This is a genomic window from Enterococcus sp. FR204, from assembly GCF_031143325.1.
Taxonomy (GTDB): Bacteria; Bacillota; Bacilli; order Lactobacillales; family Enterococcaceae; genus Enterococcus_B; species Enterococcus_B faecium.
In genome coordinates, this window is sequence record NZ_JAKZIW010000033.1 from 1 (window position 1) to 25921 (window position 25921).

Consider the following 25921-nt stretch of genomic DNA (forward strand, 5'->3'; position numbering starts at 1 on the left):
TTTCTAAAAAATTAAAAAAAATTTTGGTAAATTAAGTATTTCCTTGATAACACTGGCTTTTGACCTCATTTTAGGTTATCATTTGTAATTTTATTTCACAGTTGATATGATTGTTATGTAAAATAAAAAAGTTTAGGATACATCGAATTTTTGGGGAAATTCTTTTGGGGGTATCCTAAATCTTTTCTATTATATTCCCATATTTTCTATTATTGGTCTAGACGTATGATGGTAAACTTTGTAACTATCTGATTGCTGAATCATCAATTACTTATCGTTAGCCATCTTTGTTTCAAGTTCGCTGGATGATCATTTTATTCACATCCTAACAAACTTGTCACATTTATAGATTCTTAATCTATTTATCATACAATTATAAAAAAGGAGGTGCTGCTTATGAAAGCTATCCATATTTCTTTGCTTTTTTTCGCTAGTGCATTGATTTTATTTGCTATTCATCTTTGTTCCCAGCCTTATATCAATAACAACGGAATATTAGTGGAACCAGCATTCTTTTGCTTACCACTCGGCTTTTTGTCCCTTCTTGCCTCCGCAGGCTTCGGATTTGTTGCTTTTTTTAAACGATCAAAACAACAAATCTGACTTATAAAATTTACGTAAAAGAGATCGTGACAATAATCGTGTGATATTCCCAAATTTCGAATAAAAGGTGCCCCTTGCCATCTCTAACTCCTCAGTCACAAGTTACAATATTCATAAACCATGAAAAGCTTGTTTATTGAAATTGCTCCTTGTGACTTGGAGCTAAGTGACAGATTACAACCTCTTTTGCATCATAAGACTTTACTACTTGAAAAACATTACTAACTTTTGATATGTTTCTTGCGCTTGTTTATTGCTGAAATCAAACTGATATTCATGGTTCAAAACAGCATTTTTCTCCGCATAATCTACTTTTGTGACTTTCACCCCCGCTTTCTCAAATACAGAAGTTACTTCTTCCAATTGTTTCGTAAACGTATTTGTATTTCCATCCGTTAAGAATGTGTTTTGCGTCCAACGATCCGCATGTCTGACCAAGGCTAAACTTTTGACCTTCTCTGATTGTTCAAAGTCCTTATTATCAAAGTAAGCCCATCCACATTTTTCATAAAGAAAGCTAGAGATTTTATCACTTACTTGAGTAAATGCAGAAGGATCCAACAGACCAGACAAAGAAATAAACTTCGTAATCTGCTTGTTCTCCAAAGTCGGATCAAGATGATCAGCTTTTTTAATTTCTTCATTTTGAAGTGCTAACAAATATTCTCCACTAATTTGTGCACCTGCCGAATCTCCACCAATCGAAATATTCGACCAATCTGCTTGATCTTTTATCTCTTTTTTAGCTGCTTGAATGGCTTCGTTCGATTGGATAACTGGTGTAGGATGTTTTGCTTCCGGTGATCGTTCATAATCTATATTTACGATGATTTGCTGCGTGTCTGAACATAGATATTCCAAATAATCACGACAATCATTTTTATCCCCTCCTACATATGCGCCTCCATGCATCCAGAAAAGAATCGGTAACTTTTTCTTTTCCACTTTCGGTGCGTAGATATCCATATTATTATTTTTGTATTTTGAAGGATAGGATATTTCTTTTTTTATATCGATTTGTTCGATTTTTTGCTGGAAATCATCTGGTCGGGCATATACTTGTTCTTTTTCACTTGTGTCAAATTGTTTTCTAATAAGCAAGCTAATCGGCTTTGGTGTGATTTGATTAATCAAAAATACAGTGACTAAAATAACTACGATGATAACTGGCACCGCAATCACTATTCGCTTGAACCATTTCATTCATTTACCCTCTCTTTCTTCGTCAAATCCATGTGATAATCGTGCTAACAGATAAAAATCCACCTGAATAAATGAGAAGCGAATTTTTCTTTTCTCCAGTTTTCGGCAACATTCTTTTTTTGTACTTTCACTGTCATCTGAATCGGTTGCGTATCATCACTTGATTGATCCTCTCGAGGTTCATTCTTTCCCTTATTGTCTGCATTCTCTGTCGGATCTTGCTTTTTTGGTGGAGCTACTGGGATTTTTTTATAATGGTAAATAATAGTTGGTATCGTCTCATTAAAAACCCCTTCAGTCGGTCCTTCAACATTTGCTAATTCGTATCCTTCGAATGTCTTTTGCTCTGTCATATAATTCTCTCCATAAGCTCCGTAAAGCTGGATTTCGTCCTGGTCTTTGAGTAGACTTTTATTGTTTTCATCCACATACTTTACGTTTATCTGATCATGGAACACTACTTTCAAAAAGTCCGTTACATGTTTCGTGTAGGCAGCATGGTCAACTTCCTGTGCCTTTCCATGCCCTACTCCTTCTACTAATAAAAGATCTTTATACCCTCCTGATAACTCATATAATTTTTGCGCGTTAGACACAGGTACTACATCATTTGCTGTTCCATGGATAATCAATTTAGGCAATGAATCTGACATTCCAATCGTAGGTAGAGCAGCTTTTGTATCCAAATGCATCTCCTGATCAAAATAGTATTGTTTCAAAAGGCCCATAAATAAATCTTCATGCTCTTGATCCCCAATGATGTCTAACTGATTTTTTATGGCATCCGGTAGTGCGGGGACTACTGTCTGGCTGTACGTAAAACGTAGTTGTTCATCAATTGATGCAAATCCGCATTTTTCAATAATTCCTTTGACATTGACAGGAATATCTTTCGCTAATACAGACATCATCGTAGCTGCTCCCATCGAACCACCATAAAGTAAAATCTTTTGAGATGGCCGCTCTCGAACTTCTTGATTTATCCAGTAAAGGACGTCATCTGACTCATATTGTCCATAGGTCACATAATCGCCTCCGCTATTACCAGTCGCTCTGGAATCAACAAAAAATAAATTATACCCGGCCTTATAAAAATCATTGTATTCTTCTGTAACGATCCCGTTATTCCAATTCCCTCGAAATCCGCCATGGATCATGACTGTTTTATCTGAACCTTGATCGACATAATATGCATATACATCCATCATTTTGCCATCTTGTTTGTTTAGTACAGTCTGATGAAGTTGTTTTGTATTTGGATAGAAGCCTGTGTTTTCTGTAGGCGTCGTACCATCATCTGTACCTCCAAGCATCGACATCAACACACTATTTTTAGAAAAAGCGATATCATACAATAGATAAGTAGCAATCAGATGTTTGATAATCTCTTTATCTACACCATAATCCTTACCAAAAAGCTCACTTAATACTAAACCTATTAGTCGTGCGTTAATTTCTTCTACTGGTCCATTAAATATTTCTGTCATCTGTTTACCGAAGTAATTCAAATATTCTTTACCATTGAAATTTTCGCCTTTACCGATATCATCATTTTCTGTCCCATTCTCTTTGTCACTTACTTTAGCAGAAGAGGATTCGTCGTTTGACGTTTTTGTAGCTGTTGCTTCTTCTGTTTGTTGGTTATCTGTGGTAGCGGTCGTTTCTTGATCTGTGCTAGTAACAGATGTCTCAGCCGTTGTTTCAGTATTTGTTTCTGTTTGTGAAGTACTCGATTTCGTTTCATTTCCAGCATCAGTAGTTTCTGTGGTTTCTACCTCCCGAGATTCCGATTCGGAATAAATGCTCTCTCCATATACTGACCATTGCGGGACGCTTGTACTTACAGTAAATAAGATGACCAACGCTCCCTTTAATACTTGTTTTGTTCTCAAGCTATTCACTCCTTTTTATGTTTCTAGGAGAATTATATGTAAACGCAAACATTTTTTTATACAAAAAGTAAACGGTTTATCCCATAAAAATAGAACAGGATTATTTTCTCATTTTACGTAATAAAGCAGAATGGATAAACCAGTATCCATTCTTCTTTTTTTAAACGAAGAAACAACTTATTGCTCCAAAAATGTCAGAAATCGTTTATCCCAAATTTTCTCGTAAAAAGCGATTGTTTCCTTTGCTTTCATAAAAGGATTATCATAAGTTGTTGTTACTCCTCTACACATCATAAGTTGATATCCTAATCCATGAGCAAACTTCACAGTCGTATCTATACAATACTCTGCTTGTGCCCCACATAATTCGATCGAATGACAGTCCAATTCAGTTAATAAAACACTCAAATTAGTCTTATAAAATGAATTCGCATGGTTTTTTCTCACAAAATAACTGTGCTCAGGAATAGATAATTCCAACAATAGCTCCCATGGTTTTGTTTGCGGCACTAATTGAGCATCTTCGTGTTGAACGAAAATAACTGGTTTCCCAATCGTTTCGTATGTTTTGATTCTTTTATTCACTAATGCTGTCACTGTTTCTAATTCGTGTATCGGTGAAGAATCAAAACATACCCCTTTTTTGTAAATCGATCACTACTATTGCGTCTGCTGTGTTTGACATACTTGTGCCTTCTTTCTTTTTTCTTGATTTAATAGTATTTCTTATCTAGCTAGTTCCATTATACGTGACAACATTTTCTTATTTTACACCTCTAAATGGCACTTTTCGACTATTTCTTCATGTTATTATTTCATAAATACTTAGCTATTGGAGGAATGTATGATGATTAAATTGTATACAGGTTCTGGCTGCTCGTCTTCAAGACGCGCAAAACGTTGGCTTATCGCCCATGATATAACGTTTATCGAACAGAACTTAATTCGTCAACCACTAACCAAAAATGAATTTATCCACTTACTAAAATTGACAAACAACGGCGTGACCGAACTGCTCTCTACTCATTCTATTAGTTATAAAAATCTTGTTCACAGAATAGACGAGCTCAGTTTGAGTGAACTATATATTGAGATTCGTACATCCCCTTCTTTATTGAAAAAACCGATTATCTACGACCAGCCTGCAAAACTTTTGACTGGATTTAGCGAAGATAAAATCAGGATGTTCCTTCCTAAAACTAAAAGAAAGCAAGAGCTCAATGAACTCTTACTTTCTGGTCCTCTTGTCGATTTTAAAGAAAATAATCTTTTTGCAATGTCTTAATTTTGGCATAAACAATCTGCTGTTCTTAATTAACGAAATCCAATTTTTCCAATATGGATCTATTTTTCTCATTCCTGATCTTTATGATTTCAGCTTTCAGACGCGCCCAATCATTTTTTGTAGGTTGTCCATTCCAGTAAAATATCTGTGTATTCGTTTGATCATATGCCTTTTTGTCGATAGGATAATCGCTAATGACAATATCAGGTAACTAATCAGCGGATGCACTATATTTTATTGGGCGTTCAGTCATAGATAATATCCTTTTTTTTGCCCATAATTCCTGAGTTTTACCGTACTTCGATTGAATATAGAATATGACAGGTTGTTCGTGTTTTATAAAAATGTCCCTGACTAACATACAGTATTGAAAAATCAACCGACTGTTCTTTTCATAATAAGTATTAAGCTCTGGAATTCTGCGAGCTACCCCACTAAAAAACTGTTGCATGATTGGATACATCACTGGAAATATATGCTGAAAATCTCTGTCTTCTGCTGATTTTCCGAAAGCATCCACCTTCTTTTTTGTTCCAAAAACCCTTGAATACAAATGGATCATTGCCAAATTGACATATAGATAATTTTTTTCTGAAGTTGTAAAACAAATCTTGAAGTTTTTTTCAAAATTTTCTACAATAGACGATTCAATCCAACCCCAACTTTCTTGTACTTTACCTGGAGCATCCAACAAATCTTCTTCCAAATAGGTATTCATTACACCAAACATAAAATAAAGGTAAGCTTGCTCTGTTGGAGTGATGTGATTCATCGACCAGAAGTTTGCTTCAAAAAAAGGCTCTAGTATGTAATGCGTAAACTCTTCTTTTGTTATCAATGGATGCACAAATTTGTTCATCTCTTCTGGGACATACGTAATCGGGTGGCCTTGTTTCATTCGTTGCAACGAAATTCTTAGTAGGCTGATCCATTTCTTTCTATCTATACTACGCGTATATGGCGCATGTTTCGCAAATTTTTCTAATAGTTGACGTTTATTTTTTATACTTGATAATATATCAGAATGATTTTCGTCGAATGACTGCCAATACATCAAGTGAAAAAAGTATCGGATACGGTATTCTTCTCCTTCTATCGGATTACCTTTTTTCAAGCTGCAAGATAAATGATAGTTTTTCAAAATAGTATTAAGTTCTCTTAATTTTCTTTGAATCGTACGCAAACTTATATAATTTTTTTGACTAAGATTTTCTAAGGATTGATAAGTACCTTTGTAAAGTGAATCCAGTAAAATATAACCAATCGTTCCCTCTAACAGTATAGAATAAACTTTACTCAGTAAAAACTGAGAAGAAAACTCAACTTTTATCATCTTGTTTTCTGAAAGAAAAGATAATTTATATTCTGGATACCTTTCGCAAAACGATTCTGCTTGTTGAATCACCGAATTCATCTTAGCCAGGGTGTAGTTTAGATCTAAAGCGATATCCTTCACCACATATAATTTCTCGTCTCTTTCATAACAATAGTTCAAAAATTGATATACTTGCCTTTCATTGATATCAATAAATTCTTCAAACAAAGTACATACTCCTTTTTATCTATTATTTAGACTTATTCCGACAGCTACATGAATGACGTACAAATAGATTCGTTACTGATTTTTCAGAGATACTACCATGCGCAGTGTGCATTGTCAATTATTCTTGCTCTTATTTTCCATTTGTGTTCCTGTTATTTCCTGTTTCTCAAATATGTTAATAAACAAAATAGACCTGGCAAAGCTACAACTTCGCCAGGCAATACAGCACTCTCGAATGAAATATTCGCTCAAAAATCTATCGTTTTATTCAATTTTAGATCTGTTGCTTTTATTTTTTATTTCACTCGATGGAAGAGAGAACGAAAATAGCTTGCTCCTACAATCAAAATGAGTAACACACCCATCCATGTAATTAGCTTGTTCAAGGTTCTACTACCAGTTTCTAGTAAATCGCTTTTTCTATTATCTGTTTCTTTCGCTTTTTCTTGATGATCAATTCCACGAGAAACAAAATCAGGCTGTTTTAGCACACTTTTTAGGTTGCTCCCTGCATTTCTCTTTTGTTCCTTAGTTGGTATGATAGGTACCAAATCAAGTTCATTATTTACTTTTCCTGTGCTGCTTTCACTACTTGTGCTATCCGTACTGCTTGGCGGTCCAACAACTGTCCAACTGCTTGGTTTCAAATTCTCCGTAATCGTCATCTGTCCATCATAAAAAACAATCAAATCAACTTTATCTTTACTCTTGATCTCATCAATCGATAGTTCTGCAGAAATCATTATTGTATACTCAATACCAGCGGTCCATTGTACGTCTTTTAAATAAACTTCCCCAATAACCTTTTCTGAACTTCCATTACCATCCCAACCATATGTTAGAACAGCATGTACATCACTAGCATTCACGCTTTTGTTTGGTTTGACCGGAATAGTAATGACTTGTTGTGTCATGTCATAAACGATTCGATCAGTTTTCACAGTAAATGAAAGATTCTCATTTGCCCGTTCATTTGCAGAAGTACTGATTCCAATCATTGCTGCAATTATACTCAGCCCAAGAATAACAAATAATACGGTCGCTGTTTTCTTCATTTCTATCACTCTCCATATAATTACCTTCTATTTGATAAAGGAATTATATAAAATGAAAATGATGAGAACACGACAGTCAGTTGTGAAAATCTAACAAAAGATGTCATGTATTTGCTTGAATTTGTTTACTTTTTCGTTTAATCAATGACAGACTTAAAAAAGCAAGACCGATATCAGCCTTGCTTTCTTCATCTTTTATTGATAAACAGCAGTGTATTTCTTCATCCGCTTTGTTTTATATGCATAGAGTAACAAACCAACAATCAAGACTAACAAGAATAATGTAGTCGATATAGATGATTCAGCCCCAAAGTTCCCCCCAGTAATTATTGTATTTTGTGATTGGATCAGCGTGGAGAAAAAACCTTGTTCTTGCGTTCCGCTGACTGGTATACCCAAAATAGCTCCTTGTGTCCAATTCCAAGTAATATGAGCACCAATAGTCGTAAATAAACTTCCTGTACTGTAGATAAGTGCGCTGAAAAAGCAACCTGCTAAAAAGATATTAAAAACTGCCAGAAATGTCATGTTAGGATTCAATCCGTGCAAAAGAGCAAATAATGCAGCAGATCCAATCATTGCTATTAACGGACCAAATCTAAGCATCTGATGCTGAAAAAAGCCACGGAATAAAAGCTCTTCTGATGCCCCCCACTGCAATAAATAAAATAAAACTCGTTATCAGCGGCACAATGTTTGCGTTTCCTGAATCTAACCGATACGCCCCCGTCAAATATAATGGACTAGTAATAAGCAGAAACACTCCAATTCCAACAACGAGACCACCCGCTAAATACCCCCAGTCTTTTCCTCGAACAGAAACACCATAATCTTCTATTCTTTTTCCTTCGACCTTACTAGCAAGAAATAAAGCTAGTAAAAAAACAGCTAAATGTCCGACCGTACCGGCAATTGCTCCAATCCATTCACTATTTCCAATAAACATATCCGCAAGTGCATTATTGACAAGAATTCCTAAAACAAAACCAACTAAGACTATTAAAACAGATCCAATCAACCGAATAATCCTGATCATCTTTCATCCCTCCTTTATATTAAGTTTAACAACCCTTTTCTTTCTTGTCTCGTGAAAACTATGTAAATGTTCTCCATCATAGAGAGAATAAATTTTTACGAACTAAGAATATCTACAGCAACCTTACGAAAATGAAAGACTGTCTCCCTAATTCTTCTGTTAGACTGTTTTTAATAAGGAACGGATGGGAAATTTTTTGAAAAAACAACTACTAATTATGTGCCTTTCAGCATGTGCAATTTTACTATTCTCAGGTTGTAGCAAGTCCAATGAAACGATTGCAACGTTTAAAGGTGGAACACTTACAGTTCAGGATTTTTATGATAACCCAAAAGTTAAATCAAATAATCAAACACTATTAAAAAAAATGATTGTCTTCAAAGCATTTGATGATGTATACGGAAAAGAGATTTCTTCAAAGGAAGTAACAAAAGAATATAATGAACAAATAAAAAAACTCGGTCCAAACTACAAGGAACAATTAAAAGCAGTTGGCCAAACAGAAGAGACATATAAGAAACTCTTTAAACAGATGCTGGCTTTCCAATACGGTTTGAAAGCCAATGTAAAATTAACAGATAAAGATCTAGACACTGCTTGGAAAGAATTCCATCCAGAAGTTAGTACACAGATCATCCCATTTTCGACTAAAGAAGAAGCAGATACAGCAAAAAAAGAAGCAAATGAAGGGGAAGATTTCTCCAAGCTTGTTCAATCTTATGGAAAAAATAAAACATTAAAGGAAACTGATGGAAAAATGAATTTTGATTCTACCAATCCAGAGATTCCTACTGAAGTAAAAAAAGCAGCATTTCAATTAAACAACGGGGAAGTTTCTGATATCATTCCTGTAACAGATCCAACGACTTATCAGCAAAGCTATTATCTAGTAAAAATGGTAAAAAAACAGGATAAAGGTTCTAATAAAGACAAATACAAATCTGAGCTAGAAAAAATCGCCACGGAAACAAAAACTCTTGATACGGAATTCATGGACAAAACAATCCGTAAAGTGATGAAAAAAGACAATGTAACTATTAAAGATCCTTATGTAAAAAATATATTCAAATAAACAAGTTTGACCCAATTGGGGATGTGGCAAAAGTGATGGCACATCCCTTATTTGAATAAATAGTATTCAAAAACAATAAAATTTAAGTAGCTATTTTTCTTTTTTGCTTCTCTAATATTCAGAACAGAACACTGTTTTCACTGCCTCTGTCGTCTGTTTTATTATTATTCTAGGTACGGCGTACGGAAAGAACTATTGATTTTTTTTATTTCCTTCAAGTCACATTTTGGTTGTCGATCATAGGTCAACAAGCCATTGATTTCTTGTTCTACATCTGTCAATTGCGTATAACAAAATCCCCAAAGCCCCTTTGATCTATATACAGCATTTATGATTCGCCGGTAGTTTTTGATGAAATCAATCTCATTTTTCACAGAGGTATATCCCCAGCCTTTTTGCCCAGAAAAATCAAAACCAATGCCGCCGAATTCGGTCAACAAAATGGGCTGACCTTGATATATAAACCCGTTAGCAAATATTGGCCACGGAGTAGACGGTCGATTAAGCAAATCTTCTCTTGTACTTAAGGTTGTGACGAAATCTTGATACTTATCTTCCTCTTTTTCCTCTCCATGTCCATAATGATGGATGGCACAAATATCTGTCTCCGTCATTGCCCAGCCATCATTTGAAATAACAAGACGAGTCGTATCCAGACTATGCAGATAATGGTACAGCGATTGGGAAAAATGCTGTTGCTGGCGGTCAAACGAAATTTTAGGTACTCCCCAGCTTTCATTGATCGGTACCCATAACAATACACGGATGATTATAATCGCGATCAACGATTTCTGTCCATTCCTGCATCAAACGTTTGCTGGAATCATGTGTAAACACAGCAGGTGCCGCACATTCTCCCCAAACAAGGTAGCCAAGTTTATCCGCCCAATAGAGGAATCTGGGATCTTCCGTCTTTTGGTGTTTGCGGCAGCCGTTAAACCCCATTTCTTTTGCGACTTGAATATCTTTTGCTAATGCATCATCAGTCGGGGCAGTCATTAAACCAGTTGGCCAATATCCTTGATCCAATATTAGCTTCTGATAGTACGGTTTATTGTTAAGATAAATCATTCCGTTTTCTTGATGTATCTTTCTCAGACCAAAATAGCTGGAAACAACATCTTTTATGTTTTCTTTTTGCTTCAATACAAATTCTACATCAAATAAATTGGGTGTCTCTGGTGTCCAGGACCAACCTTCATGATGGAAATTGGTTCGAAAAATATAGTTCTGCAACAGGTCAACAGTCAGTATGACTCTTTTTTCGACAAAAGAATGGGACAATTTTGCGACAATTCCCCCTTTAAAAGCAATACAGCAATCGACAGTTAATCCTTCTCTAAATTCATTTAGTTCCAACTCAGCTACAACTTTTCCTTCATCGAATAGTGGGGTGAATCTCAAGTGAGAAAAATAAACATCTTCCACCACTTCCAGCCAGACAGTTTGCCATATACCCGTTGAATTGGTGTACCAGATTCCCTCAGGTTTTTCTTGCCAAAATTGCTTTCCGCGCGGAATACTCTCATCTTTATGAGGATCTTCTGCTCTTACTGATAGTTGCTGATGCTTTTCATTTGTCAAATAATCGGTTATATCAAACGAAAAAGAGGTATGTCCACCGCTATGTCGCCCGACATGATGTCCGTTCACAAATATATCCGCATAATAATCTACAGCGCCAAAATGAAGGATTGCTCTCTGACCATCCTGTTTGTTTATGTCAAATTCACGGTAATACCAAACAATATCATGAGGCGTTTGATCATTTATCCCACTTTCCAGGCATTGATATACAAAAGGAACAAGGATTTTCTGATCATAATATTGCGGATGGCTCCCCCATTTTTCTTTCATTCCAACACATTGATCATCAAACGCAAAAAGCCATTCTCCATTCAGATTCTGCCATTTTTTTCTAACAAATTGTGGTCTTGGATACTCGGTTTTATTCATCAAAACGTACCTTCCTTTACTTGATCCCGCTTTGTAGGGACATTGATTTCATAAAGCTTTTCTGTGCGACTAAATAAAGTGCAAATGTAGGAACAAGCGCCAACAACGCGCCTGCAGCACCTATCCCTGGGTAGGTCAGATATTGACCTTGCAGCAGCTGTAATCCTGGAGTAATTGGCAATTTATCTATATCATTGATAACGATAGAAGGCCAAAGAAAATCATTCCATGAACTGGTAAAACTGAATAAAGCAACGACTGTCAATACGGGTTTGATCAAAGGCAGGATGATATAATAAAAGATTTGAAATTCATTTGCTCCATCAACAACTGCCGATTCGTCTAGCTCTTTTGGGATTCCAAGAATAAATTGCCTCACTAAAAAAATATTGTAGACACCTGCTGCACCAGGAACGATGACAGCCATAAACGTATTCGTCCAGCCAAGCATATCAATGATCTTAAAATTAGGGATAAGATTCATTACTGTTGGAAACATCATCGTGCCTAAAAGAAGAGAAAAGATCACCTCTCGACCTTTAAAAGTTAGACGAGTATAGCCGTATGCAGACATAGATACGATAAAAAGTACTAATAGCATATGCGAAAGTGAAATAATCAGCGAATTGACAAACCATCGAAAAACGGGAGACGATTCATTACCCATCAGCTGCAAATAGTTCGCTAAAGTCCATTGCTGTGGTAACAAACTGAAACCTGTTGCTTGTATCTCCATTTCTGGTTTGAAGGAAGTGAAGACAGCCCAGATCAAAGGGAACAACCAAATAATACAAATAGCTAGAAGCAAGAAAAAAGCAATTTTTTTACCTAGTTTATTTTCTTTCATTTTCTGTCCTCTACTTTTCTAGTTTTTTCATGCTTACAAACTGGAATATAGATACGATCATGATAGCTAACCCTAAAAGAACAGCCATCGCGGAGGACATTCCCGCTACTGATGTACTGCTTCCAAAAGCATTTTCCTGAATATACATCATCAAGACGCGTGTTGAATTATTTGGGCCACCCCCTGTCAGCATCAAAGGCTGCCCATAAATATTAAACTGAGCAATCGTCGTCATAACTGTCGTAAACAACAATTGATTTTTGATAGACGGGAGAGAAATCTTGAAAAATTTAGTGACGTTGTTTGCACCATCCAACTCTGCTGCTTCTAGCAATTCTCGGGAAACATTGCTAAGCGCTGCAGTATAGATGATGAGATTACCTCCTGCTGTCCACCAAATCGTTACAGCTACTATCGCTAACCAAGCCCATGGTTGCGTACCTGTTAAATGAACATCAAATCCAAAGAGCTCTTTGATAGGTCCAAAAGAAAGACTAAGTAAAAACCCCCAGATGATCATTACAGCTGAAATAGCGAATAATGTAGGCAAGTAAAGAATGGATTGAAACAAACGGGCAAGTCTTGGTTTAGCTGATAACGCTGCGGCTAAACCTAATGGAATCACGATACATAGCGGAACTGACAGTAAAGCAAAAAGCATCGTGTTTTTGAATCCATTGATGAATTGAGTATGATAAATAGAATCTGTATCCCATAGCAACGTCCGAAAGTTATCTAATCCAACAAATACAGGCTGACTGTATAGATCCCATTCTGTCATTGATACGTAAATACCAATCATTGCTGGAATAAGAAAAAATAGGACAAATAAAAGCATATGCGGACCAATAAATAAAGCAGGCCACACACTTATTTTCCCTTTGTTCTTCAATATTTGTGCACTCCTCTCACTTCAGATTTGTTCGATTTCTTTCGGTTACTTCATTTTTTCATCCACTACTTTTTGGATTTCTTCAAAAGTTTCTTTAATATCCGCCTTTCCGGTAATCATATCCCAAGAACGATTATCATACTCAGCAAATACATAAGAAAGACCATCTTGATCGTTTACCGATAAAGCTTCCTGACCCTTTTCAGCCGCCAATAAAAATGATTGAGGCATATCCGTATACGATTCATTCTCTAACATAGCTAATGAAGTAGGGTTTGCTCCTGATTTGATCCATTCCAATTGATTGCTTTGCAACCAAGTCAAAAATTCGACCATACCAGCTTTTTTATCGTCCGAACGTTCCTCTCTCGTTTTGAACATTGCGAATTGATCAACACCTGTTCCTTGAATAAGATTTTCTGCATCCCATTGTGGTGTGAAGGTCGCTCCCCATTGAAAATCACTAATTTTTTCCATTTGTCCCAACATCCACGTTCCTTCTGGTAAGAAGAGGAGTCTTTGATTCAAAAATAATTTATTTGCATCCTCACCTTCTGGAACCATCAACTTATTATCATGAAGCTTTTTGAATTCTTCTACTGTTCGATACGAATGTTCATTGTTTATATCGATGTTATTCCCGCTATCTAGCCATTCTCCTCCCATCTGCTGATAAAGGTTCGAATAGTTCTGCATCCCCCAAGTATACCCATAACTATATATCCCATCTTCTTTTGCTTTTTGTCCGGCTTCTTCTATCTCTTGGTAGGTGATGATCTCATCATCTAACGCTTGAGGATGGTATTTTTCTACTAGATCCTTATTGTAATACATGATCCACGAGCTCATAGTTGCTGGGATACCATATTGATCCTCTTCTAATTTTCCTACTTCCCAAGCAATTTCTACATAATTCTCTTTTTTTAATTCTGTATCCGCTATCATTTCATTCCAAGTTTCAAGCATGTCCTGATTCTTATAAGTAGGAAGGGCTTCGGATGCAACAAGCGCAATATATGGGACTCCTCTTCCTGATTTTCCAGCAGTAGTGAGCCGAGAAGTAAATGTATCAGCAGCCATTGAAACAAATTTTACAGGGAAATCGGGGTTTGTTTGATTATATTCGTCGATATTCTTTTTTATCTTCTCCCCATCTGGTCCCGTAGCAGAAGACCATAAAAGAATCTCATTTTTGTTTCCTGAAGAAGTATTCCCCTCACCGCAAGCAGCTAAACCGGTTATTGCAAGTGTTGCTACAGATAATGCCATCCATTGTTTTCTTAACTTCATTTTTCTCTCTCCTTTTTAGTAAACTTTTTTATTTACTTTTTATCAAAAAACTTGTTTATCAAATCATAACACACGAAAGAAAACGCTATCAAAATGATATTGAAAGAATTAAAAACAGTAAACTAAATGGTTTATATTTACGTTTGGTTTGTACAAAAGTTCTATATATAGTAAACTTGAAACGAAATAAAAAGAAAGGAGACCCGCTATGGAACTCTCCCTTGATCTAGATTCACTTCTTGTTTACAAGGCACTATCAGCAGAAACTCGATTAATCATATTGGATAAACTAGCACAAAAACCACAGACTTCTAGTGAACTAGCCCAACAAATGAATTTAAGCAAAGCCATCATCTCTCGGCACTTGAAAGTTCTTGAAGAAGCTTCACTTATTTCTCTTTTGGAACTTAGCGAAGTAGAGGAAGACAATCGAAAGAAGATTTATTCTTTATCCGTGGACAAAATAGAAATCCACTTCCCTCAACAAATCTATCTCCCTTATAAAAAAAAGAGCCACGAGATTGCTTTGGGTTATTTTTCGGATTTTTCTGTGCAGCCTTCTTGCGGAATAGCTAGTCCTGAAAAAGTGATTGGAAAAATGGATGACTTGCGTTCATTCGTAGCAAACGAACGAGTGGATGCTTCCCTTTTGTGGTTTTCAGATGGGTATGTAGAATATATTTTTCCTAATCCTTTAGAAGCTTCTGATCAACCGGAACTATTGGATATTTCTCTAGAGCTTTCTTCTGAATTCCCAGTTTCCAACAACAACTGGCCAAGCGACATTTCCTTTTATATCAATGATGTAAAAGTTGGCACTTGGACCGCCAAAGGCAATTACTCCGACGTCCGCGGAAGATTGACGCCTGAATGGTGGGACAGTCGCTTCAGCCAATACGGTATGTTAAAGCACTTGCGCATCAATACAAAAGACACCGGGATAGATGGAGAGCAGCTATCAATAATCAATCTCTCTGATTTAAAATTGCAGCACTCCCCTTTTATCAAATTCAGAATCGGTGTCGACAAAGAGGCTAAGAACAAAGGCGGATTGACGATTTTTGGGCGCCATTTCGGTAACCACCCTCAAAATATTGTAGTTGATCTTTATTATTCACAAAAAGAAAAACATTGATTTCTCGATAAATGGTATTCATTCCATTAAAATATCCGCTTCTTTAAAAGAAACGGATATAATTAATTATTTTATTTTTATAAATCACTAGGATTGATTTCATCCGTTTCTACGATTGGAACGGATGATTTTTTTAACACTTCAAATCGTTTAACGTCATTCACACCATACACTTGATACTCGATTCCAGATTTATTTAGTTTATTGATTGTTTCTTCTGTAGCTGCATCATTAGATACTGAGAGCAACGCTTTTTTATAACTTTTTACTTGTTCAATCTCATCTTCAAGTTTATTTTTTGGTCATATAACCAAGATACTGTGCAGTCAGGATGATTCTTTACGACTTCGTCTCGGATCTTTTTGTCCGTCAGTACAAAAAATGAACGTTCATACACATTATTTTGTTTTAGCGTGTTTACGATGTCATTCACAAAATGTTCATCCTGCCAGTTTCCTTTTGAGCCATCCACGTTGACAATCAAGTTATTTTTTTTGATTTCCTTTACGGCTTCTTCAAAAGTAGGTATCTTAACTTTTTTATTTACGTATTCTGGATAGTTTTTCGTATCTAAATTAAACTTCTTAAGTTGTTTAATCGTGTATGTCTCTGGTTTCCCCGTTCCATCTGTTGTTCGATCCAATGTGTCATCATGCATCAAAAAATTCACGCCGTCTTTACTTGTCCGAACATCAATCTCGACTGCTTGGTAGCCTAATATTTTTGCTTGATGGATACTCTCCACCGTATTTTCAGGCGCAATAACGTGTGCACCACGATGAGCCACTAAGTAAGTACCTTCATGTTCCAACCAATTATTCGCTAATGAAACACATCCTGTTAATAAAACAGTGAATAATATTACTATTCCAATCTTTTTTTTCACTTGCCAAATCACCTCAAAAACAAGTATAGCAAACTTAAACCTGATTAAAAAGTTATTTTAAAATGAGCTAAAAATATCCCATATGGACTTTTTCTTCTTATTCTGTTATACTAGAAAAACACGAAAGATATTTTTATGCGACACTTTTCATTTGTTTTTATGAAATTTATTCAAAACTGGCGTAACTTCAGAGTTACAAGGATGTATTAGAGGTTAGGGAATACATCGTTTAAATGAGAAATAAGTAATAGTTAGTAATAGTCACCCAAACTTTAAATTAATGAATATTGAATCGTCAGATAGCCTTCTCGAGTTTTCGAGAAGGCTATCGTTTATTTTATGGAGAAATTGATTTCAGAAGTAATCAGCGACCTTTTTTAGTTCACCAATCGTTTCTGCTTGGAAAGTTTGCACCCAATCTTCTTGGAAGCCCCTCACTGCTTTATCAATCGAGGGCATCTCTAATACTTGATCTAGTAGCTCTTTACCTAACGTTATCGCATGAGCTCCAGATCGAATTGCTGTAGTGACTTGTTCACAATTTTTGAAACTAGCTGCTAATATTTTTGTTGGACTTTGCGTACGTTCGATCTCAGTCCGCAACGAATCAATCACTTTCATAGCATCAATGCCTTGATTTTGCATCCTGTTATAATAAGGTGCAATATAATCTGCTCCATTATTAATAGCTAAATACCCTTGTAATTCTGTGTAAATAGCTGTACCGGTAATCAAATAACCTTCTTTTTTCAACTTTTTGATCGCTTGAAGGCCTGCTTGATTCACCGGCACCTTGATAAACGTATCTTTTCCCAGTTCTTCTATGATAACTCGAGCATCCTCTATCATTTCTTCTTCCGTTCTTCCTATTGTCTGAATATGGATAGGAATCTGTCCGATTATTTTTTTGATTTCTTTCATATGCGAGAAGAAGTTTGACGCTCCTTCTTTTTTCAGAATAGTAGGATTTGTTGTTACGCCTGTTAAATTCAAAAACTGTTGACAAGAATAAATACTTTTTGTATTTGCTGTATCAAGCATGATTTCCATATAGCTTTCCCCCATTCTGATCCTCTTGATCGATTTTAATGATTGTCCCCTTTCTTAAATACGGCATTTCCTTATCTTCTACATACATTGTTCCTGGAAGTTCCGGCTCATGAGATCCATCAAATTTTATCGTGATATGTCCTAATTCATTCAAATTAGTTTGGACAACATCTCCTACTGCTGTGATTACATACATTTGTTTATCAAAGCAGAGCTTCATATCACAAGTTATTTCTTTTCTTACCTGATTCAATTCAATCTTATAACAATAATCTGTTAATGTTTCCGGTGCTTCATCTCCAAATAAAATCATTATTTTTTCTTTCCTGAATACTTCTGCTTCTATACCAACATCTGTTACAACCGTTTCAAAGATCGTCATCTCTGTTCCTCCTAAACTCAGCTATATAATCCAAAACTTGCTACCCAAGCAATGATAACTCGTGGGATGCCGTTAAGAAATCTTGAATAAAGAACTGATGGTACACCTACTTCTACTGTCTCAGCTTTTGCTTCTTCCAAACCTAGACCGACTGGAATAAAATCACATGCATTTTGAGTATTGATAGCAAATAGTGCCGGTAATGCTAATTGGGGAGGAATATTTCCTTTCCCAATCTCTACACCGATCAATGTTCCGATCACTTGGCTAATAACTGCACCTGGACCAAGCAAAGGAGATAAAAATGGCAGTGAACAAATAAAGCCAATGATTGTTAATCCAACTGCATTTCCTGCTAAAGGTGCCATAATGTTAGCAAATACATTACCGATCCCAGAACCTTGTATCACACCAATCAAAAGGGAAACGAAAGCCATAAAAGGGATCACTGTCCGGATCATCGTATCTACTGCTTCTCTTGCTGATTGATTGAATGTAGCAACTACTTTTCCCGCGCCCATTCCAATCTTTGCTATCCAGTTTTGCTGCTCTGCTTTTTGCTCGGTTATCTTTTTAGAAGTATCATATTTGTACTTTTTATCTGGAGATGCAGTATTTACTGTTTCTTTGTTATCATCAGTTTCCATTAGTGGCTGTATTTGTTCTAACCCTACTGCTGAAACATAAATATCTTCAGTGATATATTGTGCTAATGGGCCACTTTTTCCTGTGGGAACGATATTGATGGTTGGTATCCCTTTTTTAGGATAAATTCCACATCTAAGAGTCCCTCCACAGTCAACGATTGCAAGCGCGATTTCACTATCAGGTATTGATGTTTTGAATCCATTGATAGACTCCATACCTGTCAGTTCTTCTATTTTATCTACGATCATTGGCCTCTCACCTCCACCTGTGACATAGATGAACTTGTGTTTATCTTTTGTCGGCCTAATAATCAAAGGACCTCCATACCCGCCGTTTCCTTTTACGATCTTGATATCACTATACATTTAAAACTCTCCTTTCTCTAATCAACTGAAAGCTCTACTTTTTTGCTGAGAACGATTCCTTGCTGTCTGCATACAAATCCAGTAGTAAAATCAGTTATCCAACCACCAATAAAGTTCATCAGCAGTCCTACAAGCAAGTATCGGATAGCCAGCTCCATCGAATTTAGCCCTAAGGTTTCGATCCCTTGAGCAATCCCCATCCATACAAACAATTCTCCAGGATTAATATGGGGGAATACACCATTGCTCGTATGACAAAATTGAGCTTGAGCAGCATAATAGCTTGGTTTGTAGTATTCTGGAAGGAAACGAGCCATTGTAAATGACATAGGATTTCCCAACATAAAAGCAGATAAGAACGGTAACACAAGGTAACGAGTAAACGGATTTTTCGCTGATAATTTGGCTACTTTCGTTACTCGGTCTTCACCTAAAAAAGCAATAAGCGTATTCATTGCAACCATTAGCATCAAGACAACTGGTACGATTCCTGTCATCCAGCTTATAAATGTTTCTGCACCTGTTTGGAACAGCCTCATAAATCCCTCAGCAAATTTTGTTATGATATCCATCGTTTGTCACTCCTTTTTTCTTTGATCGTACTTTTCCATATCCGAAAATTATTGAGCATAGCAATAAAAGGCAATGAAGGTTGTTCACTTTTTTCATTTCCTGCCTCTATTCGTAAGTATACTTCTCTGGCATTTTCTAAAGCTGCTTGTGTCAAACGATCTTCCGCTCGAACTGAGGGATGGTAACGATCGATGTAATGGATATCTTCACCCGCATAGACAGGTAATGAATGAAATTTTGCCAAAGATGTAACCCCTTGCATTTTTCTGACTTCTAAAACTTGATCATGATCGTCTATAGCTAGCATAACAATCGTGCCTGAACGGATTTTCCCAGGTCGTTTACCAATCGCTACTTTTCCTTTTCTTCGCAGTTCGCTATATGTTTGATTGAAATGCTTTAGTTGCTTCCAACCGATAACTGCTTGCAGCACATAAGCTGAAGCTGCGAAAAATATGAATAGATACATATCATTCATGAAGTCTCTCTCCTTTACTTTTGATTAGTTTTAAAAATGATTCTTATGTCGGTGCTAATTCAATAAACTCATCTATTCCCATTTTTATGAGTTCAAATAGGATATCGTATAGCTCAAATAATTCATTTTCAACTTCAGCCGTCATTTCTTCAGGTATGGCAAATAAAAAAATAACTCCATTTCCTCCTGTTTCTGCTAAACCTTGATCAGTTATTAGCCCTACTGATAAAACAATGTGTTGAGATAGCTGGTTGGTTGTGTGAGGAAAAGCAAATTCTTTGTTAACAAATGTGCTTTGCTGAGATTCTCTTTTCAAGATCCTTTTTTCAAATTCTTCATCCACATAATAGCCTCTGATCAAAGGAGCGACTAATTTGTTTAAATATTCTTGATACGTCTTTTTTTCTTTCCATATTTGATAGAAAAAAACAGTAGAATGAAACCCGACTAATCGCTTTTTTTTGCTTTTTGCCATTGTGTCCTTAACCAAGAGTCATCGAAAAGATTAGTCAAATGGATCACCGGTGTCTCTTCATTTACATTTTTTAACGGAATCGTTGTAAAAACAGCGAAATATTTATTTAGATCTACTTTTTTATATTGTTCTTCTGAAACATGTGTCATTTGTATATCCGTCCCCAATATCCTTTTGATTTGTCTTTGGATCATTAATGCTGTTCCTTTTCCTGTCGTATGAACAATGGCTACTTTTTTAGAGGAAAAATGCTCTTTTTGATATCGAAATGCTAACTCCAAATACAACGTTAGGTAGCTGATCTCTACTTTAGAGATCTTATGTTGCAAGATAGCTTCTAATGCTTGTATGCATTCGCTAGCGATTTGGTAAGAAAAAGGATACTTTTTTTCTATCTCACCATAAAATAAATCAGTCAATCGATAACGAAAAATTACCCGATTTATCAATAAAGAGAGGTGCTGTTTCATCTCTTGATATAAGAAGGACTCATCCAGATCAATGAGATCTAATCGTCGAATACGCATCATCATGGGCTCGAAATATAAGCGCAAATCAGAGTTAGCTTTTCTTATCATCGTTATACTTGTGTTGATGATGTTCAAAGGAAAACTGATAAAATCTTTTTCATATTGGCTCAAAGTTAGTTCATAGATTTCTTCCAACCGATTGATCAGTTCATTGAATTCTTGGATATATTCAAAACACCCACTGTAACGATTGATGGGCTTCTTCAACAGATAGTTACTAGAGATTCTATTCAAAGAAATACCGATAATTTTCGTCAAAAGGATGATTTCTTGTTTACTAGCATTCGTCTTCTTCTGAAAATGTTTGATTGCTTGTTTTTCTTCTAGAAACTGTTCTGTTTTCGTCTCTGAAAAGTAGGGAGAAACAAAATAAAACAAAAGTAGTCGTAATTCTAGCTCGTCTCCTATTATTCTTAGTCCTTTATTTGGTGTGCCTGTAATCTTTACATCAAAATCATTGATCATCTCTTTTAATGTCTTTAGATCCTTGACCACTGTTCCTCTGCTGACACCGACTTCTTCAGACAAATCATCCATACGTAAGAAATCCTCTGTTTCGATCAGCCTATTTAGTAAATAAGCGATTCTTTTGGATACCGAATTGAAATCACTGGCTGTTTTCAATTTTCCTTGCATGATCTCATCAAAAAAATCAAAATCATAAATTTCAAGTTCAAAATGTTTGTTTTTTTGGATGATTTTTGCAATACCGGCAATTTCTTCATTCAACTCCCCAATATCTTTTTTTATGGTTTGATTACTGGTTTTGATTTCTTTTTGCACTTCCTGGATTGAAACTTTCTTGTGAGTGACTAGTAATTTCAATAATTGGTACCATCTGTTTACTAGCGTCACGTGCGTCCCCCCTATCCTTTATCCTCTTGTTTTACCTCCTGAAATATTAGTCGTGACTCCAGTGATATAACTTGATCTTTCTGAAAGATAATAGCAGACTAGATCCGCCACTTCTTGCAGCTTACCACTCCTTCCTAGAGGGATCGTACTTGTTCGACGCTTATACCTCTCGTATAAGAAAGAGCTTCTTCATATTCTTGTGTTCTCAAACCGGTTTCTTCCAGTATCCCTGGTGCAACACCTACCACACGAACATTCCTCTTTCCTAACTCTTTTGCCCAAGAACGAGTAAAACTGTTCATCGCTGCTTTTGTAGCAGCATAACAGCTTTGTCCTTCTGATCCTTCCAATCCTGATTCAGAAGAAAGATTCACGATCACTCCTGATCCCTTTTGCACCAAGATTCTTCCAACTGCTTGGCTCATCAAATATACACTTTTTTGATTGACAGCGATCATCTTATCAAAAACTTGTTCTGATAATTCATACTTGCTTTTTGGATGATTTCTATCTATTAGAAGAGAAGGAATATTTATTCCTGCATTATTGACTAGACCATCGATCGTCTTGAAATGTTTCATTACTTTATATATCCCTTCTTCTATGTCCGTTTTAGAAGACACATCGACTTTTAAAGATAGTAGGTTTTCATGCTGTATACGGCATTCAGTTACATCAAAATTCGCTACTTGTGCATTCTGCTTCAACAAATTTTCGACGATACTTCTTCCAATTCCTGAGGAACCTCCAGTTACAATTACTACTTTTCCTGCAATATCCAACCAATCCGACATATGTGATCCTCTCCTTCTTTTTTCTTACAAATCCAGTATAAAAGCTCACTAAAAAAAACTAAGACATGAAATTTACAGCTTCAGCTAAAAAATGTGTACTAATGGAAGAGCAAAAAAAATTTTCATCTTTTTGCATAGATTGCTAAAATTCCTGAGCGTTATATAAGCAATGTTTCTCTTTTTGATATATAATTGTTTTATCATTTAAGAAAGGAGAATTCTAATGAAAACTTTAGATGCTATTGCATTAACTTTATTGATTGTGGGAGGGTTGAACTGGCTGTTGGTAGGCTTGTTCGAACTTGATTTAGTAGCTATGATTGCTGGTGGTTCAACAACTATTTTTGCGAAGATCATTTATATCGTCGTAGGTATTTGTGCGATCTACTGCTTGAAATTTTTCCCAATGATTACTAGAAAAGTTGATGAAAGATATTAGAAAGCTATAATTATTAAAAAAGTTATTATCTTCATGAACCTTCCCTTTATTGGGAAGTTTTTTTCATTTTAAACCATCTGCTTTTCTTTGTTTAAGTGATATACTGAATAAAGATAATCTATTTTAGGAGGAGCTATCATGCATAAAGGGATTTACGCAGGCTTGTTGGGAACTGTAATACTTTTTTCTGCCTGTGGATATAAAACAAAGAATTCTGTTAAAGAATCTTCAGCAGCCATTTCAACAACTGAGGTTGGTTCAACTAAAAGTACTTCTACTACTTCCATTACTAATACTTCTACTGGTAATGTAGATTCGCAACATAGCCAATCAAGTATTCAGTCGTCTAGCATTTCTTCAACATCTGAAATGCAAGAAAGCACTGTACCTTCTCTTCCATTAGAAAACTCTGACAAAGCACTTCTATTTCTTATTGCCCACCGTTCCGAATTACAAAGTGACGATATTGTTATTAGCTTTTATCAAAAAATTGATCGAGATTATTTGTTCACAGCTTCCAGCAAACAAATCCGTTCCCAAGGGGGATCTGGAAGCGTTGGTTTTTATCGAGTGTCACCCGAAAGATCGATTACGATGACAGATGCAAATGGAACACCATTTTGATTAGATGATATTATACGGATTTACAGTACTAGCAAGTCATTATCGGTATCATTTTTTCTGAGAAAGTTATACGGAGTATAAATAAGCATTTGCATTAACCTAATAATTCGTTACAGCTATTTCTCTTATGAATATACTCACTTCTCTACTTGCTCTCTTGATAAATTTTTGGTATCTACTTCATTTTCAGTCAACTGAGTTAATGAAATTTATTGTCGGACGGTTTTCTAGATTCAATTTTTCTATATTTGGATAGAAGAATTTACTTTTTTTACCTTTTGACATATTTTCTTCTTATTATTTTAATGATCCCTTTTTCAAATTAGAAAGATAGCCTTTGTATCGTATTAGATGAAATATTCACAAAGCTAACCATTATACTTGCATTTTTTTCAAAATAGAGTTATTACATAAATAGGGATAAATAAAAAATACTTATTGAAAGGATGATTAAAAATGGCAAATGTACCTAGCATTCGCGACATGTTCCCTGATTTCAATGACGTGTTTAGTCCAGCATTCAATGATTTTTTAGGTGTTTCAAGTTATCCAAAAGTGGATTTAGTCGAAAATGAAAAAGAATACAAACTAACTGCTGATATGCCTGGCTGTGACAAAGAAGACACGACAGTTGAATATTCAGATAATACTTTGACGATCTCCGCCAATCATGAGTCCCATACAGAAGATAAAGAAGATGGCAACTATGTACGGAAAGAAAGACATTCGGTCTCTTACAAACGTTCATTCTATCTTCCTAATGTTGATGAAGAAAAAATCACTGGAACCTTTAAAAACGGTGTGCTGAAATTAGTATTACCTAAAACAGCTCATCAGCCAAAAGAAACAAAAAAAATTGAGTTAAATTAGAACTTATCGCCTCTCGATGGATGAGGGGCGATTTTTATATATTTGGATAAGAACGAGTATGTTTAAATTTTCAAAATGAGCAAAAAAATATTTTGTTTTTACGATAAAGATGTTATGATCTCTCTTGGTAAAAAATATGGGAGTTGATCATTTGATTGTCTTAAGTAAACTTTTGTTTTGGATACCATTTATCATAATGACCAGTGCTTTCTTTTACTTATTCAAAAGGCCTAATAAATACTTACTCTTATCTGCTTGTCCGATGATCTATTTTATCCATAAGATTAGAGGATTTTATTATTACGACTCTGGTATCTCATTGTTTTGCTACGAAATCAGCTTATTAGCTTCGGCCATCTTTTTCATATTTGTGTTAGAATATTTCAGAAAAAAATAAACTTCCAGTCCGTTTTGGCTGGAAGTTTTTCATTTGGTGCAGATCTTTTCAGCTGATATTCATACAAGTTGATCCATTTTTCTATTATTAAGTACATACCATTGTGACTCTTTGAATGTGGGGGAGAAAAAAATAAAAGGAGCTGGTATTTTGTTAGTTATGAGTAAAGCTTTGTTTTTACTTCCCTGCACGTTCATGTTTATTGTTTTATGTTATTTCAAAAGAAGAAAAAAATGGTGCTGGATCGATGTTCTACTATTCCTTCCCTTTTTCCCGCTTATTTATTTTCTTGAAGAAATATGGGATGATATGGCATGTGATTCTGCTTTTCTTTTTAGTCATTCATTGGGGCTTATGATCTCTCTTATGATCTTTGCCATTGTGCTATTTTTTTTGAATAAAAAATAATGTATTAAAATGTATTAACTCGTTTGTCCCAACTTCCAAAACATATTTTTGAAAGTTGGGTGTTATCTTTTTTGAAGTATAAAAAGATCTCAAATCAATCCACTTTACTTTCTTATTATGTTATTCATAGTAACAAAATCTCACCTACTTTATCTTATAACTTGATTTTTTGCATAAAAACTAAATAAAGAGTGCGGCATTTCGCACTTTTTTATTATACGCCGATTGGATTTGAGTCAATACCTCGGACACGATTTGTGAGAATTTTTTCGAGATTCCAGCGGGTGAGTATCTCATCGTTTCGACCAGCCGTCAAACCAAAACCGTTTGACCGCTGA

Annotated in this window: 21 protein-coding genes and 8 pseudogenes; 9 read left to right on the forward strand and 20 right to left on the reverse strand. The window is 35.5% G+C overall.

All coding sequences use genetic code 11. The annotated features are described in order from the left end of the window. Positions 1-396: 396 nt before the first annotated feature. Complete coding sequence (locus RG571_RS08410) at positions 397-603, forward strand: DUF3955 domain-containing protein (RefSeq protein ID WP_002296638.1); 207 nt, start codon at positions 397-399, stop codon at positions 601-603. Positions 604-807: 204 nt separating this feature from the next. Here RG571_RS08410 and RG571_RS08415 read toward each other — a convergent pair whose 3' ends face one another. From RG571_RS08415 to RG571_RS08430, 3 genes and pseudogenes are all read right to left on the reverse strand, one after another. After that, entirely contained in the window at positions 808-1806 is a 999-nt protein-coding gene (locus RG571_RS08415; protein WP_258430504.1) for an alpha/beta hydrolase, read from the reverse strand. A 22-nt stretch (positions 1807-1828) separates the two neighbouring features. Continuing rightward, positions 1829-3707: pseudogene (locus RG571_RS08425) on the reverse strand (alpha/beta fold hydrolase). A gap of 168 nt (positions 3708-3875) precedes the next feature. Next, positions 3876-4383: pseudogene (locus RG571_RS08430) on the reverse strand (cysteine hydrolase family protein). A gap of 159 nt (positions 4384-4542) precedes the next feature. On the opposite strand from RG571_RS08430, the gene RG571_RS08435 reads away from it, so the two are divergent. Further along, the gene (locus RG571_RS08435; protein ID WP_308947621.1) at positions 4543-4983 is read left to right on the forward strand and encodes a Spx/MgsR family RNA polymerase-binding regulatory protein; all 441 of its coding nucleotides are present in this window, start codon (positions 4543-4545) and stop codon (positions 4981-4983) included. Positions 4984-5008: 25 nt separating this feature from the next. Here the strand turns inward: RG571_RS08435 and RG571_RS08440 are convergent. The 4 genes and pseudogenes from RG571_RS08440 to RG571_RS08455 all read right to left on the reverse strand — a co-directional run bounded on the left by RG571_RS08440 (position 5009) and on the right by RG571_RS08455 (position 8617). Next, positions 5009-6037: pseudogene (locus RG571_RS08440) on the reverse strand (hypothetical protein). A gap of 54 nt (positions 6038-6091) precedes the next feature. Next, positions 6092-6397: pseudogene (locus RG571_RS08445) on the reverse strand (helix-turn-helix domain-containing protein); the annotation flags it as partial. Positions 6398-6822: 425 nt separating this feature from the next. Next, positions 6823-7581 carry a hypothetical protein gene (locus tag RG571_RS08450; RefSeq protein ID WP_002339212.1) on the reverse strand — a complete coding sequence of 253 codons (759 nt, stop codon included), beginning with the start codon at positions 7579-7581 and terminating at the stop codon, positions 6823-6825. Between the two features lie 195 nt (positions 7582-7776). After that, positions 7777-8617: pseudogene (locus RG571_RS08455) on the reverse strand (lysostaphin resistance A-like protein). 184 nt (positions 8618-8801) lie between these two features. Here RG571_RS08455 and RG571_RS08460 point away from each other — a divergent pair. After that, on the forward strand, positions 8802-9689 hold the full coding sequence (locus RG571_RS08460; RefSeq protein ID WP_010724121.1) for a peptidyl-prolyl cis-trans isomerase: 888 nt from the start codon (positions 8802-8804) through the stop codon (positions 9687-9689). A gap of 164 nt (positions 9690-9853) precedes the next feature. Here the strand turns inward: RG571_RS08460 and RG571_RS08465 are convergent. From RG571_RS08465 to RG571_RS08480, 4 genes and pseudogenes are all read right to left on the reverse strand, one after another. Continuing rightward, positions 9854-11645, reverse strand: a pseudogene (locus RG571_RS08465) (glycoside hydrolase family 2 protein). 16 nt (positions 11646-11661) lie between these two features. Then, a complete protein-coding gene (locus tag RG571_RS08470) occupies positions 11662-12492 on the reverse strand; it encodes a carbohydrate ABC transporter permease (RefSeq protein ID WP_002339207.1) in 831 nt (276 codons plus the stop codon). Between the two features lie 10 nt (positions 12493-12502). Then, positions 12503-13330: a carbohydrate ABC transporter permease gene (locus tag RG571_RS08475; protein ID WP_373880218.1), complete on the reverse strand. Its 828-nt coding sequence runs from the start codon at positions 13328-13330 to the stop codon at positions 12503-12505. A gap of 99 nt (positions 13331-13429) precedes the next feature. Continuing rightward, positions 13430-14674, reverse strand: coding sequence for an ABC transporter substrate-binding protein (locus tag RG571_RS08480; protein WP_142976521.1), 1245 nt, complete (start codon positions 14672-14674; stop codon positions 13430-13432). A gap of 208 nt (positions 14675-14882) precedes the next feature. Between RG571_RS08480 and RG571_RS08485 the strand changes: the two genes are divergently transcribed. After that, complete coding sequence (locus RG571_RS08485) at positions 14883-15809, forward strand: transcriptional regulator (protein ID WP_002339204.1); 927 nt, start codon at positions 14883-14885, stop codon at positions 15807-15809. Between the two features lie 77 nt (positions 15810-15886). On the opposite strand, the pseudogene RG571_RS08490 reads toward RG571_RS08485, so the two are convergent. The 9 genes and pseudogenes from RG571_RS08490 to RG571_RS08530 form a co-directional block, all read right to left on the reverse strand. Then, a pseudogene (locus RG571_RS08490) lies at positions 15887-16707 on the reverse strand (glycerophosphodiester phosphodiesterase). A 342-nt stretch (positions 16708-17049) separates the two neighbouring features. Then, positions 17050-17745: a fructose-6-phosphate aldolase gene (locus RG571_RS08495; RefSeq protein WP_002323639.1), complete on the reverse strand. Its 696-nt coding sequence runs from the start codon at positions 17743-17745 to the stop codon at positions 17050-17052. Beyond that, positions 17729-18127: a PTS glucitol/sorbitol transporter subunit IIA gene (locus RG571_RS08500; protein ID WP_002319298.1), complete on the reverse strand. Its 399-nt coding sequence runs from the start codon at positions 18125-18127 to the stop codon at positions 17729-17731. The genes RG571_RS08495 and RG571_RS08500 overlap by 17 nt, the downstream gene beginning before the upstream one ends. A gap of 17 nt (positions 18128-18144) precedes the next feature. Further along, positions 18145-19140, reverse strand: a complete 996-nt coding sequence (locus RG571_RS08505; protein ID WP_002331718.1) for a PTS glucitol/sorbitol transporter subunit IIB — start codon at positions 19138-19140, stop codon at positions 18145-18147. A gap of 17 nt (positions 19141-19157) precedes the next feature. Continuing rightward, positions 19158-19712 carry a PTS glucitol/sorbitol transporter subunit IIC gene (locus RG571_RS08510; RefSeq protein ID WP_002339202.1) on the reverse strand — a complete coding sequence of 185 codons (555 nt, stop codon included), beginning with the start codon at positions 19710-19712 and terminating at the stop codon, positions 19158-19160. Next, positions 19700-20191, reverse strand: coding sequence for a transcriptional regulator GutM (locus tag RG571_RS08515; protein ID WP_002339201.1), 492 nt, complete (start codon positions 20189-20191; stop codon positions 19700-19702). Before RG571_RS08515 ends, RG571_RS08510 begins: the two co-directional genes overlap by 13 nt. Positions 20192-20234: 43 nt before the next feature. Beyond that, the gene (locus RG571_RS08520; RefSeq protein ID WP_229222613.1) at positions 20235-20534 is read right to left on the reverse strand and encodes a PTS sugar transporter subunit IIA; all 300 of its coding nucleotides are present in this window, start codon (positions 20532-20534) and stop codon (positions 20235-20237) included. A gap of 104 nt (positions 20535-20638) precedes the next feature. Then, entirely contained in the window at positions 20639-22051 is a 1413-nt protein-coding gene (locus tag RG571_RS08525; protein WP_308947793.1) for an HTH domain-containing protein, read from the reverse strand. An 18-nt stretch (positions 22052-22069) separates the two neighbouring features. Continuing rightward, positions 22070-22845 (reverse strand): annotated as a pseudogene (locus RG571_RS08530) (SDR family oxidoreductase). A 223-nt stretch (positions 22846-23068) separates the two neighbouring features. Here RG571_RS08530 and RG571_RS08535 point away from each other — a divergent pair. From RG571_RS08535 to RG571_RS08555, 5 genes are all read left to right on the forward strand, one after another. Next, positions 23069-23284 (forward strand): DUF378 domain-containing protein, encoded by a 216-nt coding sequence (locus RG571_RS08535; RefSeq protein ID WP_002289418.1) that lies wholly within the window; start codon positions 23069-23071, stop codon positions 23282-23284. A gap of 138 nt (positions 23285-23422) precedes the next feature. After that, entirely contained in the window at positions 23423-23908 is a 486-nt protein-coding gene (locus RG571_RS08540; protein WP_002339198.1) for a hypothetical protein, read from the forward strand. A gap of 456 nt (positions 23909-24364) precedes the next feature. Next, positions 24365-24778, forward strand: coding sequence for an Hsp20/alpha crystallin family protein (locus tag RG571_RS08545; RefSeq protein WP_002299276.1), 414 nt, complete (start codon positions 24365-24367; stop codon positions 24776-24778). Between the two features lie 136 nt (positions 24779-24914). Next, complete coding sequence (locus RG571_RS08550; RefSeq protein WP_080019597.1) at positions 24915-25175, forward strand: hypothetical protein; 261 nt, start codon at positions 24915-24917, stop codon at positions 25173-25175. Between the two features lie 117 nt (positions 25176-25292). Next, on the forward strand, positions 25293-25583 hold the full coding sequence (locus RG571_RS08555) for a hypothetical protein (protein WP_025480068.1): 291 nt from the start codon (positions 25293-25295) through the stop codon (positions 25581-25583). Positions 25584-25921: the final 338 nt, after the last annotated feature.